Origin of the sequence: Paracoccus amoyensis (assembly GCF_014490725.1) — a bacterium.
In the GTDB taxonomy this organism is placed as follows: Bacteria; Pseudomonadota; Alphaproteobacteria; order Rhodobacterales; family Rhodobacteraceae; genus Paracoccus; species Paracoccus amoyensis.
Map to the genome: position 1 here is coordinate 677,900 of NZ_JACOQL010000002.1, position 14,395 is coordinate 692,294.

At 60.0% G+C, this 14,395-nt stretch carries 10 protein-coding genes and 1 pseudogene; 8 read left to right on the top strand and 3 right to left on the bottom strand.

Annotation, left to right across the window (positions count from 1 at the left end; all coding sequences use genetic code 11):
* The first annotated feature begins 1 nt into the window (after position 1).
* Both H4P12_RS08210 and H4P12_RS08215 read left to right on the top strand, forming a co-directional pair.
* The gene (locus H4P12_RS08210) at positions 2–1,564 is read left to right on the top strand and encodes a 5-oxoprolinase subunit B/C family protein (RefSeq protein ID WP_187793153.1); all 1,563 of its coding nucleotides are present in this window, start codon (positions 2–4) and stop codon (positions 1,562–1,564) included.
* A 6-nt stretch (positions 1,565–1,570) separates the two neighbouring features.
* On the top strand, positions 1,571–3,340 hold the full coding sequence (locus tag H4P12_RS08215; RefSeq protein WP_223115738.1) for an acetyl/propionyl/methylcrotonyl-CoA carboxylase subunit alpha: 1,770 nt from the start codon (positions 1,571–1,573) through the stop codon (positions 3,338–3,340).
* Positions 3,341–3,367: 27 nt separating this feature from the next.
* On the opposite strand, the gene H4P12_RS08220 is transcribed toward H4P12_RS08215, so the two are convergent.
* Both H4P12_RS08220 and araD read right to left on the bottom strand, forming a co-directional pair.
* Entirely contained in the window at positions 3,368–4,267 is a 900-nt protein-coding gene (locus H4P12_RS08220) for a dihydrodipicolinate synthase family protein (protein ID WP_187793154.1), read from the bottom strand.
* An 11-nt stretch (positions 4,268–4,278) separates the two neighbouring features.
* The gene (gene araD / locus H4P12_RS08225) at positions 4,279–6,021 is read right to left on the bottom strand and encodes an L-arabinonate dehydratase (RefSeq protein ID WP_187793155.1); all 1,743 of its coding nucleotides are present in this window, start codon (positions 6,019–6,021) and stop codon (positions 4,279–4,281) included.
* Between the two features lie 217 nt (positions 6,022–6,238).
* On the opposite strand from araD, the pseudogene H4P12_RS19015 reads away from it, so the two are divergent.
* From H4P12_RS19015 to H4P12_RS08235, 3 genes and pseudogenes are all read left to right on the top strand, one after another.
* A pseudogene (locus H4P12_RS19015) lies at positions 6,239–6,886 on the top strand (tripartite tricarboxylate transporter permease); the annotation flags it as partial.
* Positions 6,887–6,911: 25 nt separating this feature from the next.
* On the top strand, positions 6,912–7,457 hold the full coding sequence (locus tag H4P12_RS19020; protein WP_343069786.1) for a tripartite tricarboxylate transporter permease: 546 nt from the start codon (positions 6,912–6,914) through the stop codon (positions 7,455–7,457).
* Between the two features lie 105 nt (positions 7,458–7,562).
* Positions 7,563–8,546, top strand: a complete 984-nt coding sequence (locus H4P12_RS08235) for a LacI family DNA-binding transcriptional regulator (protein ID WP_187793363.1) — start codon at positions 7,563–7,565, stop codon at positions 8,544–8,546.
* A 242-nt stretch (positions 8,547–8,788) separates the two neighbouring features.
* On the opposite strand, the gene H4P12_RS08240 is transcribed toward H4P12_RS08235, so the two are convergent.
* Positions 8,789–10,003, bottom strand: coding sequence for an SMP-30/gluconolactonase/LRE family protein (locus H4P12_RS08240; protein ID WP_187793156.1), 1,215 nt, complete (start codon positions 10,001–10,003; stop codon positions 8,789–8,791).
* A 219-nt stretch (positions 10,004–10,222) separates the two neighbouring features.
* On the opposite strand from H4P12_RS08240, the gene H4P12_RS08245 reads away from it, so the two are divergent.
* Genes H4P12_RS08245 through H4P12_RS08255 form a run of 3 tightly spaced genes read left to right on the top strand, consistent with a single transcriptional unit; the run spans position 10,223 to position 14,236 of the window.
* Complete coding sequence (locus H4P12_RS08245) at positions 10,223–10,609, top strand: hypothetical protein (protein ID WP_187793157.1); 387 nt, start codon at positions 10,223–10,225, stop codon at positions 10,607–10,609.
* A complete protein-coding gene (locus tag H4P12_RS08250) occupies positions 10,599–13,427 on the top strand; it encodes a hybrid sensor histidine kinase/response regulator (protein ID WP_187793158.1) in 2,829 nt (942 codons plus the stop codon). Before H4P12_RS08245 ends, H4P12_RS08250 begins: the two co-directional genes overlap by 11 nt.
* Positions 13,424–14,236, top strand: coding sequence for a diguanylate cyclase (locus H4P12_RS08255; protein WP_187793159.1), 813 nt, complete (start codon positions 13,424–13,426; stop codon positions 14,234–14,236). Before H4P12_RS08250 ends, H4P12_RS08255 begins: the two co-directional genes overlap by 4 nt.
* Positions 14,237–14,395: the final 159 nt, after the last annotated feature.

Sequence of the window (14,395 nt, forward strand, 5' to 3'; positions counted from 1 at the left end):
CATGCGATTCTTACCCGTTGGCCCACGAACCCTTCTGGTCGAACTTGGCGATCTGAAACAGACGCTGGCCCTGTTTGATGCGCTGCGGGCCGATCCGGTCGAAGGCGTGACTGAAATCATTCCCGCCGCACAGACGCTGATGATCCGAACCGGACCGGGCGTCGCGGCCGATTCCGCGCTGGCCAGTGCGATCATGGTGCGACAGCCGGCAGCAGGTGCCGCACATGAATATGAAACGGCCGAGATTGTCGAAATCCCCGTGACCTACGATGGCGAGGATTTGAATGATGTCGCTGACCTGATGGGCCTTGGCGTGGCCGAAGTCATTGCCGCCCATCAGGCTGCGACGTGGCAGGTGGCCTTTTGCGGCTTTGCGCCCGGTTTCGCCTATATGACCTGCGACGACCCGCGCTTTGATCTGCCGCGCCGCAAGTCGCCCCGCACACGGATTCCGGCGGGCTCGGTCGCTTTGGCATCGCGGTTTTGCGGGATCTACCCGCAGGATACGCCGGGGGGCTGGCAGTTGATTGGCACGACCAGGGTGCCGATGTGGGACCTGTCCCGCGATCCGCCCGCACTTTTGCGCCCGGGCACGCGTGCGCGATTCGTTGTGGGTGAAGCCAAGGTTTCTCCGGTCGCCAGCATCGCGCGACCAAAGGGTGCGGACGGACTGACAATCCTTTCAACCGCGTTCCCGATCGTCTTTCAGGATGAAGGCCGACCGGGGCAGGGCGGTCAGGGGGTCTCGGCCTCGGGGGCGCTTGATATGGGCGCGCTGCATCGCGCGAACCGGGCAGTGGGCAATCCGGCGAATGCGCCCGCGCTGGAAATCACCCTTGGCCCGGTGCGGCTGCGGGCCGATGCCAATGTCACGCTGGCGCTGACCGGGGCGGCCGAACAGTTGGACATCATCGCGGATGGCCTGAAAATACCGGCAATGCCCGGCGCAGCATTCGCGCTGGATGCAGGCGACGAATTGCTGATCCAGCCGCCAAAGCGCGGGATGCGCAGCTATCTGGCGCTGCGGGGCGGGTTTGACGTCGCGCCTGTGCTTGGCTCTGCCGCCACCGATACGCTGGCCTTTGTCGGTCCCGATCCGCTGACAGGGGGTGAGGGGCTGTCGCCCGCGATGGCCCCCGCCGCCGCAACCGCGGACCCGGAGATTCAGCCTGAATTGCCCGGCCCGGAGGACGTGATCGAATTGCCGGTCACGCTTGGTCCCCGCACCGATTGGTTCACGCCAGAGATGGTGCAGCATTTCCTGACGCAGGAATGGCAGGTCACGCCGCAATCCTCGCGCGTTGGTATCCGGTTGCAGGGGGCACAGCCCCTGATCCGGCAAGACACCCGCGAATTGCCCTCGGAAGGGACCGAAACCGGCGCGATTCAGGTGCCCCATTTCGGGCAGCCGGTCCTGTTTCTGGCCGATCATCCGCTGACCGGCGGCTATCCGGTGATCGCGACGCTGTTGCCGCAGGCTTTGGATCTGGCGGGGCAAATCCCGCCCGGCGCGCGCATCCGCTTTACCGCCGATCATGATTTCACCCCAATCAAGCCGAAGTGAGTCCCCATGACCCTGTTCACCAAAGGCCCCGAGTTGCTGCCGCTGAAGCGTTTGCTGATTGCGAACCGAGGCGAAATTGCCGTCCGCATCATCCGCGCCTGTCGGGATGAGGGCATCGAATCCATTGCCATCTATGCCGATAGCGATCGTGACGCGCCGTTCGTGCAAATGGCCGATCACGCCTATGCGCTCGAGGGCGAAAAGCCAGCCGAAACCTATCTGGATGCCACAAAAATCATCGCCATCGCGAAGACAGCCGGGGCCGATGCCATCCATCCCGGCTATGGCTTTCTGTCTGAACGTGCCGATTTTGCGCAGGCAGTTCAGGATGCCGGCCTGATCTGGGTCGGCCCGGACCCGGCCGTCATCCAGGCGCTTGGCGACAAGATCGAAGCGCGCCGGATCGCCGAAGCTGTTGGCGCACCGCTGGTTGCGGGCACCCCCGGCCCGGTCGAAAGCGGCGCTGACGCGCTGGCCTTTGCCAGGGAACACGGGCTGCCCATCGCCATCAAGGCGGCATTCGGTGGCGGTGGTCGCGGGATGAAGGTCGCATGGCGTCTGGACGAGGTTGAAGAGCTGTTCGCTTCGGCCACCCGCGAAGCTTTGACGGCCTTCGGTCGCGGCGAATGCTTTATCGAGCAGTTCCTTGACCGTCCCCGTCATATCGAGGCGCAGGTGCTGGCTGACAAGCACGGTTCGGTCAAGGTCATCGGCACCCGCGACTGTTCGCTTCAGCGCCGCAATCAGAAGCTGGTCGAAGAAGCACCCGCGCCGTTTTTGACCCATGATCAACGCGCCCGGATCCACGAATCCGCGCGCCAGATCTGCGCCCATGCGGGTTATAGCGGGGCGGGGACAGTTGAATATCTGCTGTCGGCCAATGGCACCATCTCGTTTCTAGAGGTGAACACGCGGTTGCAGGTCGAACACCCTGTAACGGAGGAAACCACCGGGATCGACCTTGTGCGCGGCATGATCGCAATTGCCCGTGGGGCAAAGCTGGCCGATGAAACCGTGCCTGCGCCGCGCGGGCATTCCATCGAATTTCGCATCAATGCCGAAGATCCTGCCCGTGGCTTCCTGCCGACCCCCGGCCCGGTCAAGGTCTTTGACGCGCCCTCTGGTCCCGGTATCCGTGTGGATAGTGGGGTCGTCAGCGGATCGGTCATTCCCGGCAGTTTTGATTCCATGATGGCCAAGCTGATCGTGACCGGCGCCACCCGGACCGAGGCTTTGCAGCGCGCCGTGCGTGCCTTGGCCGAGTTCAGGATCGACGGCGTGGCGACCGTGTTGCCGTTTGACCGCGCGGTTCTGGCCGAAGATGACTTTCGCGCTGAAGATGGTGAATTTCGTGTCCATACCCGCTGGATTGAAACCGATTTCGCGGATCGTCTGGCATCGGCTGTTGCGCCGCATGGCCGTGTAACGCCTGCCAAGGCCCCGGAACTTCTGCGCATCGGGATCGAGATTGATGGCAAGCGGCATGAGCTGGGTCTGCCAGCCGGAATACTGTCCGCCGCACCCGCAGGAGCGGTTTCGGCGCCGCAAGCCGATGCAGCACATGACGCTGCCGCTGTGACCGCGCCGGTTCCCGGGACGCTGACGGCATGGCAGGTCGCCGATGGCGCACAGGTCGCAGAAGGCGATGTCATCGCCATCATGGAGGCGATGAAAATGGAAACGCGGGTCGAGGCGCATCGCGCAGGCACGTTGACCCAGTCAACGGCGGCTGGCAGCGTGTTGGGCTTTGGTGACGTGTTGGGCCGGATTGAATAGCGAGGCCTGCGCGGGCCACGCCATTCCTTAGATCAGCTGGTTTGCTGACAGAAATACACTCAGCTTTTGCTGCTGCGCATCTGTCAGCGGCCATGCCGATGGCGGTCGGGCCGGGCCGCAATCATGCCCCATGGCCTGCAGCGCCGCTTTGACGCCGGTGACATTGGTGCCGTTCATTTCCTCGGCGCGGATATCCTCGAAGGCCCGCATCCCGGCGATCAATGCGTTTGCACCTGGATAATCGCCCAGCTCCAGCGCCTGATGGATTGCGATCGAACGCTCTGGCCAGAGGTTGATCAGCCCAGAGGTAAAGCCACGCGCCCCGACGGCATAGAAGGATGGGGCCCAGACTTCGGCCAGGCCGCCGACCCAGACGATCGAGGGGTCACATGCCTCTTTGGCTTCGGCCAGTTTCATCGGGTTGGGGGTTGCCCATTTGACGCCCCTGACGCCCGGCACGGCGCAGAAATCGGCGATGGCTTTGGTGCCGATGGCGTCGTTGCGCAGGTAAATCATCATCGGCAATCCGCCCGATGCGTCCGACACCGCGTGCAGGTAATCCACCACGCCGCGCGGTGCGACAAACGGGTCTGGCGGCTGATGGATCATCAGCGCCGCTGCCCCCGCATCCGCCGATGCCCGCGCCAGTCGTACGGCATCGCGAATGCCGCGCCCGACGCCTGCCAGCACCGGTGCACGACCTGCCACCAGTTCGGTGACGGCCTGCGCCATCGCGCAAGCCTCATCCGTCGTCAGGGCGTAAAATTCGCCGGTATTGCCGTTCACCACGGGCATATGCAGGCCCGCTTGCAGGGCGCGGTCAATAATCGGGGTCAGCTTTTGCGGCGCAATTTCGCCGGCATCATCATAGGGCGTGACAAGGATACCTGAAATGCCGGTCAGTGCCTGATCAAGTGTCAGCGTCATTTATCCTCCCTTCAGAAGATGTCTGGTTCATCTGCGGCTCTGCCGAAACTTTGCTGGAGAAAGTCGAAGTCGCAGCCCTTGTCGGCCTGGGTGACATGGGTCTGGAACAGAAAGCCGTAGCCGCGGGTGTAGCGCGGTTCGGGGGGCGTCCATGCGTCGCGGCGGCGGATCAGTTCAGCTTCATCCACCAGCATGTCCAGCCGCCGGTTAGGCAGGTCCAGCCGCACCGTATCGCCGTTTTTCAGCAGCGCCAGCGGGCCGCCAACGAAACTTTCAGGCGCCACATGCAACACGCAGGCGCCATAGGATGTACCCGACATCCGCGCGTCCGAGATCCGCAGCATATCGCGGTGACCCTGCTTGATCAGCGCCTTTGGGATCGGCAGCATCCCCCATTCGGGAAAGCCCGGACCGCCCAGCGGGCCTGCGTTGCGCAGCACCATGACGTGATCGGGTGTTACGTCAAGATTTTCGTCATCGACCGCCGCCTTCATCTGAGGATAGCTGTCAAACACCATCGCAGGGCCTTCGTGGACCCAATATTTCGGGTCACAGGCGGCGGGCTTGATGACCGCGCCATCCGGACACAGATTGCCGCGCAGCACCGCCAGCGAGCCTTCTGCATAGACCGGGTTCGACAGGGGGCGGATTACATCGTCATTATAGACCTCGGCCCCGGCGATACCCTCGCCCAGCGTCTGACCGGTGACGGTCAACGCCGACAGGTCCAGCTTGTCGGCCAGTTGCGCCATCAGCGCCCGCAGACCGCCGGCGTAGAAGAAATCCTCCATCAGGTAATCTTTGCCGGACGGGCGCACGTTGCAGATCATCGGCGTGTTGCGCCCCAATGCGTCCAGATCATCAAGGGTCAGATCAATTCCCGCCCGCCGCGCCATCGCGATCAGATGCACCACTGCATTGGTCGAACAGCCAGTGGCCATGGCGACGATAGCGGCGTTCTGCACCGCCGCCGGGGTGATGATCTGATCCGGGGTCAGCCCTTCCCAGACCATGTCGACAATGCGCCGCCCGCAATCGGCGCCCATGCGCTGATGCCCCGAATCCGCCGCCGGGATGGAGGAAGCGCCGGGCAGCGACAGGCCCATCGCCTCGGTCAATGAGGTCATGGTGCTGGCCGTGCCCATCGTCATGCAGGTGCCCACGGACCGCGCAATGCCGCCCTGAATCCCCAGCCATTCTTCATCGGTGATATTGCCCGCGCGGCGTTCGTCCCAGTATTTCCATGCATCCGACCCCGACCCCAGAATCTTGCCCGCATAATGGCCGCGCAGCATTGGTCCGGCGGGCAGGAAAATCATCGGCACGCCCGCCGTGATCGCCCCCATGACAAGCCCCGGTGTCGTCTTGTCGCAGCCCCCCATCAGCACCACGCCGTCCAGCGGGTGCGACCGGATCATCTCTTCCACCTCCATCGCCAGCATGTTGCGATACAGCATCGAGGTTGGCTTGGTGAAGCTTTCATCGACCGACAGCGAAGGCATTTCCATCGGCAGCCCCCCCGCCTGCAGCACGCCGCGCTTCACATCCTTGACCCGTTCGGGGAAATGCCCGTGGCAAGAGTTCAGGTCGGACCAGGTGTTCAGGATGCCGATGATCGGACGCCCCATGAAATCCGCCTCGGAATAGCCCAGCTGCATCATCCGCGACCGATGCCCGAAGCTGCGCAGATCATCCGGCCCAAACCAACGCGAGCTGCGCAAGGATGACGGCGATACACGAGGGGGCAGGGACATTGGGAAAACTCCGCGGATGCTTTGCTGTTTATATGTATACGTATACATTATGTGAAAGCAACGATATTTTGAAGGCAGTTTTGGGAATACTTCAAATTCTAAGAACATATTGACAGATGGGCGTCAATTATGCTGAAAGATTTATGTATTCGCATACATTGTGGGGCGAGTGAGGAGTGCGCCCGACAATCGCGCCAAGAAAGGTCGTGTGCGGCCGATGGCGCAGCGGGGCGAGGGAGAAAAGGCGCTGCGCATCGGCATCATCTCATCGCTGGTGGGTGGTCTGATATCGCTGGCGGCGCTGTTCTTGTTTGCCCCGGCACTGGCCGATTTCGCGATCAAGTTTTCCTATGTCGAGAAATTCCTGATCATCCTGTTCGCGCTGACCGTCATGGCGGCACTGTCCGAGGATATGTTGCTGGGCATCTTTTCCGGCTTTCTGGGCATCTTCGTCAGCCTGATCGGGGTCTATGACGTGACCGACGGCGGCAACGGCGAATATCGCCTGATCCCGCCCGGCACGGAATACTGGCTGGAATCCGGGTTTTCGCTGCTGCCAGTGCTGATCGGCCTTTTCGGGCTGGCCACCATCCTGGAAGCAGCCGAGGCGGGGATGCCCAAGGGCCAGTCGCTGAAGGATATCAAGGTGGGCGAACACAGCCGCTTTCGCTGGTCGGTGTTCAAGGGGCAGGTCACGAACCTGATCCGGTCATCGGGGATCGGGACGTTTGTGGGCATTTTGCCAGGCGTTGGTGGCTCGGCCGCATCCATTCTGGCTTATACGGCGGCCAAGACCACGTCGAAGGAGCCTGAAACCTTTGGCAAGGGCAATCCGGCGGGCGTCATGGCGTCGGAATCCGGCAATAACGGTTTGACCGGGGGGGGCGCTGGTGCCGCTGCTGTCGCTGGGCATTCCGGGCGATGCAACGACCGCGCTGCTGATCGGGGCCTTCACTTTGCAGGGAGTGCAGGTCGGGCCGCTGTTTATCGGCAACAACCCGATGACGTGGGATGCCATGATCATCGCCATGCTGATCGCCAACCTTGCAATGTTCGTGATGATGTATTTTGCGATCCGCTGGCTGGCGATGGTGGTGGCCGTGCCCAAGCACATCCTGTTCCCGGTCATCCTCATGATGTGCGTGGTCGGGGCCCATACGATCAATTACGGCATCATGTTTGACGTCTGGACCCTGTTGGTTTTCGGTATCTTTGGCTGGGCGGCCACCAAACTGGGGCTGGAAATCGCGCCCTTCGTGATCGGCTTCATCCTTGGCCCATCGGCCGAAATCTACTTTGTAAAAAGTCTGGAAAGCTTCGGTTCGCTAAGCATCTTCTTCACGAAAAGCTGGATTGTCGTGCTGTTGTGGGTGCTGATCCTTGGCTCGGTCGTCGGGTCGGTGATGCTGGCGCGGCGGAAGTCGTCCATGCTGTAATACCTCTTGCGCGGCATGTGATCACGCGGCAATCAGTTTGATATGAGCGCATCGGATAACAAAAGCAGCAGTCGTCCCCTTGGTAAAGGCAGGGGGGCGGTGACCATGACAACCGTCGGTCGGATGGCCGGCGTGTCGCAGGTGACGGTGTCGCGGGCCTTGTCCGATCCGTCGAAAGTGTCGCCCGAAACGCTGCGCCGTATCCGTGAGGCGATCGAACTGACGGGCTTTGTGCCAAACGCACTGGCGGGGGCGCTGGCATCGCGGAAAAGCAACCTGATCACCGCGCTGGTCCCGTCGATCACCAATATCGTCTATTCCAGCCTGCTGCATGGCTTTTCTGACATCATGCGCGACAAGGGCTATCAGATCATGGTCTCCGAAGTGGGCTTTGATCCGGCACGAGAACAGGAAACCGTCGCCGCCCATCTGGCCCGCCGTCCCGATGGAATCCTTCTGACTGGCATTCATCACAGTGCCGAGGTGCGGCGGATGCTGATTGGGGCAGGCGTTCCGGTCGTCGAGGTCTGGGATATCACCGAAACCCCGATTGATTGCTGCGTCGGCTTTTCCCACACGGAAACCGGCATTGCGGCGGCTGAATTTGTGGTGGCTGCCGGGTATCGCAATGCGGCGACGGTCACGGCGGGGGACGCGCGGGCCAGACGTCGGCGTGATGCTTTTATCGACCGCTATGCAACGCTTGGGGGCAGCCCCGTGGCCCGGATAGATTTCCCGGCGGGAACGGCAACCCTGGGACAGGGACGCGAGGCTTTGTCGGCACTGATCGACGATCAAGGATTCTGGCAAGGCGTGGTTTTTTGCAGCTCTGACCAGTTTGCGCATGGCGTTTTGACCGAGGCCGTTGCGCGTGGCCTGTCGGTGCCCGACCAGATTGCGGTCGTTGGCTTTGGCGATCAGGATTTCAGCGCACACACCTTTCCGCCGTTGACGACGATCCGGGTTGACCGCGATGCCTTGGGCAAGGCGGCGGCCAATGCCCTGTTACGCCGCTTTTCGGCCGAGATGCCGCAACCCACGGAAACAATTGATGTGGGCTTTCAACTGATCCGACGGGCATCGGCCTGACGATAACCGGTTGCGATGGCGATGTTCGGAACTGGTCGCACGCCATTAAAAGTAGGCTTGCCGAGAGTTGTTGCGCCATCGAACTGCGGAATGAGCGTGACAAGGCACTGGCAGAAGGTGACAGCGCATTCTGCGCCCCTGCCTGTCGCGGCTGGACGCCGCCCTCTGACAAGGATCTCGACGCCGTCGAAGGGCAGAAAAATTAACGAAAAGGGCGCGTGTGTCACGCGCCCTTTTGCATTTCAGCCAAAGCTGACGCCCTGTGTTGCCATCGGAACGGCATAAAGCGATTGACTGGCCGCCATGAACAGGACGTTCCGCTTTGGCCCGCCAAAGCACAGGTTCCCGCACACTTCGGGCAGACGAATCCGGCCCAGCAGTCGCCCATCAGGTGCCCAGCAGGTAACGCCGTTATAGCCGACGGCACGACCTGCGCTGCTGGAAGCCCAGAGATTGCCATAGACGTCAACACAGACGCCATCGGGCGAACACTTGATGTCATCGACAATGCAATCCGTGAAGACGCGACCGTTCGAGACTGTTCCATCTTCGGCCAGATCAAAGATGAAGATCTCTCCCTTCCCGCCTTCGCCGGTATCCCCCGGTCCTGCGCCGGTGCTGGAGACATAGAGCCGGTCGAAATCAGGAGAGAAGCAAAGCCCGTTCGGGTTCTGAAGCTGCACCTCATCGATCATGCGCGAGATGGTGCCGTCCTCGGTCACGCGATAGACGCCATGACCCATTTCACGCCGCGCATCGCCGATATCGGGGGGCTGACCGACACGAGGGTCGAGATGCCCATCGGGATTGGACGGACCGCCCGAGGCATCCGGTGCCCCTTCGTAAAGCTGGCCGCCATAGGGCGGATCGGTGATCCATATCGTGCCGTCTTGATGCTGGGTCACGTCATTGGGTGAATTGAAGCGTTTTCCTTCGAATCTGTCTGCGATGATCGTTACGGTGCCGTCCAGTTCATATCGCACGACGCGGCGGGTCAGATGTTCGCAAGAAAGCTGCCGGCCCTGCCGGTCGAAGTAGTTCCCATTCGAGTTATTGGACGGCGCGCGCATCACGCTGACATGCCCGTCGTCCTGTAACCAGCGCAGTTGGCGATTGTTCGGAATGTCGGACCAGACCAGATATTGACCAACGGCGCTCCATGCGGGGCCTTCGGCCCATAGCGAACCGGTCCAAAGCCGTTTGATCGGTGCATTGGCCTGAATCAGCGCCCCGAAGGCCGGGTCATGGGTGACCAGATCCGGGTCCACGAAATAAACATTCGGTGGCGCGTCCGGCTCGAAACTGCGGGGGGGCGTGGTCACAGTGCTGGGTGGTTCCGGTGCTTGCTGTGCCAAAACCGCAGGGGCCGCCAGAACGGTGGCCGCGCCAAAGCCAAGCGCCCCGATTGATTGGCGTCGGGACATGGCTTTGCCGTTTCGGTCTTCACGGTGTGTCATTGCAGAGCCCTCGCATAACTTGATGTGAATAATTTTTCTATGCACAATTGTGGGTTTGGCTTTGGATCAAAATCGCGGCGCAGCCGTGAATCGGCAGGATGGCGCTGTCGGATAGATCGAATGCGATGAAAACTTTCAGCGCTTTGCGCTTCACGATTAACCGCGCACAGAGCCAAATGGCCTAGCTCTCATATTGTTCAAAAACGAGGGCAGGCAGGTATGACAGTGAACGATAAATGGGGTGATAACCACGTCGGCGATCCGGTGGATCGGGCAGCAAGCTGGGCAGATCTTCTACCCGCGGTCATGGTGTTGATTGCCGGTCTTATCGGCATCGTTCTGGTGACGTTGCTGACCGCCAGCGTGCCGGGGCAATATCTGGTGATTGCACGGCCTGGACTAGACCAGGCCGATGTTCTTGACCTTGTCTATCGCGCCAATGGTGGTGTGCTTGGCTTTGGCGGCCTGTCAAATATTGCCATTGTTGCATCGGATGACCCCGGCTTCAAACAGACGGTCATCGCGGGCGGGGCGTTGTTCGTTCTGCCATCGCCGCGGCTACTGGGTTGCTTTTCCCCTGTTGAAGGGTTGTCCCATGAATTCTGAAATCAATTGCTTGCGCGAACGTTTTGGCGGGCTGCTGGTCTTGCTACTTTGGGCACATGTGCCGCTTTTGGGGGCGGCGGCAGCGTGGAATAAAGCCATGCCGATGGTCACGGCCATGATGATCGGTGCCGTTCTGGCCGCAATATACCATCTGACCTGGCTGCGGTTCGGAACGGCCCCGGTGGCGCGGTATCTGGCAAGCGTCGTCCTGATTGGTGAGCCGGCATTTCTGCTTGTGCTTTTTTCGGGGCACCCGTGGCAGATGGACATGCATATGTATTTCTTCGCAGTCATGGCGCTGAACATCGCATGGTTCGACCGGATCGCATTGATTCTGGCCGCCGCAGCAACTGCATTGCATCATCTTGTGCTGCTTTATCTGCTGCCCTCTCTGGTTTTCCCGGGTGAGGGGAACCTTGCCCGGGTGGCCCTTCATGCCGTGATCGTGGTGTTTCAGATGCTGATCCTGATCTGGGTGACCGACAAGGTGCGCATGGCCTTTGATCGGATTGGCATGATGGGCGATGAGCTGGTTTTGAAAAGCATTGCGCTGGAGGACCGCAATCGAGCGGTCGAAGAATCCAGCCGCGCCAAAAGCATGTTTCTGGCAAATGTCAGCCATGAAATCCGCACGCCGATCAACGCCATCCTTGGCTTCAGTCACCTGCTTCAACGCTCTGCGCTGGACCTGCAGCAGCGCGACTACGTGGCCAAGCTGAACAGCGCCGGTGTTTCGTTGTTGCGCCTGATTAACGACATTCTGGATTTCTCAAAGAATGAGGCTGGGAAACTGCTGTTGGAGGCGCATGATTTTGACCTTCGTGCGGCGATCGCCAGTCAGGTCCAATTGGTCACTGAAAGCGCACATGTAAAGCGCCTGACGATCGACGTGCAAATTGATGACAACATCCCCCTGCTTCTGGTCGGTGATGAACTGCGCTTGAACCAGGTGGTTCTTAATCTGCTGACCAATGCAATCAAGTTTACGGAAAAAGGTGGCGTGATGATCGCCGTGCGGATGGTCGAGGAAAATGGCGGATATGCCACGATCAGGTGTTCGGTCAGCGATAGCGGCATTGGTATGGCGCCGGAACAGCAACGAAACCTGTTCACCTCTTTCACGCAGGCAGACAGCTCAACCACCCGGCGTTTTGGCGGAACAGGGCTGGGCCTTGCCATCAGCCGCCAGATTGTTGAGCAGATGGGCGGCGGGATCACCGTCCAGAGTGCACCGAACAGTGGCAGCGTTTTTTCATTCGCCGTGCGTCTGCAGATTTCTCGGTCCATTCCGCAGCCGGTTTCGCCGGTGAATAAGTCGCTATCGGGTCTGCGTGTGCTGGTGGCGGACGATAACCCGGCCTCGCGCGATATCATCAATGAAACGCTTGGCCGGTGGGGATTGCATGCCGATCTGGTCTCGTCAGGGCCAGAGGCGCTGTCACTGCTGGAACACAGCAAGACCATCGGTCAAGCCTATGATCTGCTTCTGCTTGATTGGAAGATGCCGGGCATGGACGGATTGGAAACCTTGCGCGCGATGCAGGAAAGTGTCGCTCAGCAAGACATGCCGATTACGTTGATGGTGACAGCATATCCTGTCGATGAGTTTCTTCGTGACAATGATCGCAAAGCCATCAATGCCGTGCTGCGAAAGCCGGTCGATCCGCATAATCTGTTGGAAATATTGAACCAGCTTTTCGCGCCCGCCGCACGACGCGAAATGGCCGTGCCGCGACCGGATATTATCGCCCTTCCGCGTTTGCGCGATGATTTGCACGGGTTGACTGTGTTGTTGGTCGAAGACAATGCCATTAACCGTGAAATTGCGATCGAATTGCTGACCGATGCGGGGCTTGTCGTGGACTGGGCCGAAGATGGGCGTGTCGCCTGTCGCAAGGTTCTTGTCGAAGACAATTGCTATGCCGCGGTGTTGATGGATGTTCAAATGCCGGAAATGGACGGTATCGAGGCAACCCGCGAAATTCGCAGAAGCCTGGATACCGGTGAACTGCCGATCATCGCAATGACCGCCCACGCCTATGATGAAGAGCGGCAAAGATGCCTGAACGCAGGAATGAACGATCATATTTCCAAGCCCGTCGATCCCAAGCTGTTGGTGGCAAAGCTGGAACGCTGGCTTCAGCCAAAGGCTGAACAACGTGATCAGGACCGGTCGCAACCTGCCGCAGCATCCATCGATAATCTGCCCGAAAGTTTGCCTCCATTTGACCTTGCCACCGCGTTGCGGCGGGTGAACGGCAAAGCGGCATTGTTGCGACGACTGATTATTGGCTTCGCCGCGACTTACGCATCTGTCGCAGATGATTTGACGGACTTCATTGCCACGGGGGCGCACGAGGACGCCAGCAGGCTTGCCCACACGCTGAAAAGCGTTGCCGGATCGCTGGAACTGCCACAGGTGTCAAATCTGGCCGGACAGATCGAAGCGCGACTGGCGCAACGCGATCTTGGTGGCGTAAATACCTTGATCACCGAACTCTCGGCACAGGTTGCACCAGCAATAGCAGCGGCTGAAATCCTGACAAAATCGCCAGCCTCCGAGCAGGCAGAACCGAAGCCGACGACAGATTTTGTCCAGATCCAGGACGCATTTGATACGCTTTACGCGCAGGTGCAGCGCCGCAGCCTGTCGGCGCGAAAGGGCTTTCATGTCTATGCCAGCGCGATTGGATTGCCGGCCGCAGCGACCGACAGCCATCCCGTCATGCAGGCGCTGACACAGTTGGACTATGATGCAGCAGCAAGGCTGCTTGATGCACAACAGCCGCGACACGAAGACAGGGTGGCCTCGGCATGATCAAGCCTGTGATACTGATTGTGGATGATGACATTTCGAACATCGAAATCATGGGCGCGGTATTAGAGGATGACTATGAAATCTGCTTTGCGCGTTCCGGGGAAGAGGCATTGGCCAGTGTTCAGTCCTCTGTTCCTGATCTGATTTTACTGGATATCGTGCTGCCCGGAATGGATGGCTATGCCCTCTGTCGCCAGCTTAAGCTGGATCCGGCCTTTTCGGGCGTACCCGTGATTTTCACCACCGGGTTGAATGAAACGGATGATGAAGTGCGCGGCTTTGCCGCTGGCGCGGTCGATTATGTGACCAAACCGATTCAGCCCGTCGCCCTGCGCAGCCGTGTCGGTAACCATATCGAGCTAAAGCGGATGCGCGATCAGTTCGCCGACCTGGCCATGACCGATCCGTTGACGGGTCTTGGCAATCGCCGGATGCTGGAAAAACTGTTGCAATCCGAGGTGCGCCGCTTGTCCCGCCTAGGGGATTGGCTGTCTTTCGTCATGGTTGATGTCGATTGTTTCAAGCAGTTCAACGATACATACGGCCATCCCAAAGGTGACCAGTGCTTGCAGATGGTCGCTGCTGCGCTGGATGGCGTGATGCGACGCAGTCAAGATGCCTGTCTGCGGTATGGCGGCGAAGAATTTGCATGTATTCTGCCGGAAACAGACCAGGCCGGGGCTCTGCATGTCGCAGAAAAAATGCGAAGGCGCATTGAGGACCTTGCTATTCCCAATCTTGTAGGGGGGGACTACCTTCTGGACAAAGTGAAAGATCAGCCTGACCGCACCCAACATCCTGACAGGTAAGGGAAAAACCACCGTGAGGGGCGACTTGGGGCGGTCGCGGAGAATGCAAGTCGCCGGGTGAAAACGGCCCTTTATCCGACATCGAGCGCGCATATTCTTGCAGAGTGGCAGCAAAAACCGCACATCTGATAACACCCAGCTAACATTAGAGAAATTGGC

Bases quoted from the DNA above. Each gene is read 5' to 3' on its own strand.
- H4P12_RS08210 (WP_187793153.1), top strand. From the start codon at position 2: ATGCGATTCTTACCCGTTGGCCCACGAACCCTTCTGGTCGAACTTGGC.
- H4P12_RS08215 (WP_223115738.1), top strand. From the start codon at position 1,571: ATGACCCTGTTCACCAAAGGCCCCGAGTTGCTGCCGCTGAAGCGTTTG.
- H4P12_RS08220 (WP_187793154.1), bottom strand. From the start codon at position 4,267: ATGACGCTGACACTTGATCAGGCACTGACCGGCATTTCAGGTATCCTT.
- araD (WP_187793155.1), bottom strand. From the start codon at position 6,021: ATGTCCCTGCCCCCTCGTGTATCGCCGTCATCCTTGCGCAGCTCGCGT.
- H4P12_RS08235 (WP_187793363.1), top strand. From the start codon at position 7,563: ATGACAACCGTCGGTCGGATGGCCGGCGTGTCGCAGGTGACGGTGTCG.
- H4P12_RS08240 (WP_187793156.1), bottom strand. From the start codon at position 10,003: ATGACACACCGTGAAGACCGAAACGGCAAAGCCATGTCCCGACGCCAA.
- H4P12_RS08245 (WP_187793157.1), top strand. From the start codon at position 10,223: ATGACAGTGAACGATAAATGGGGTGATAACCACGTCGGCGATCCGGTG.
- H4P12_RS08250 (WP_187793158.1), top strand. From the start codon at position 10,599: ATGAATTCTGAAATCAATTGCTTGCGCGAACGTTTTGGCGGGCTGCTG.
- H4P12_RS08255 (WP_187793159.1), top strand. From the start codon at position 13,424: ATGATCAAGCCTGTGATACTGATTGTGGATGATGACATTTCGAACATC.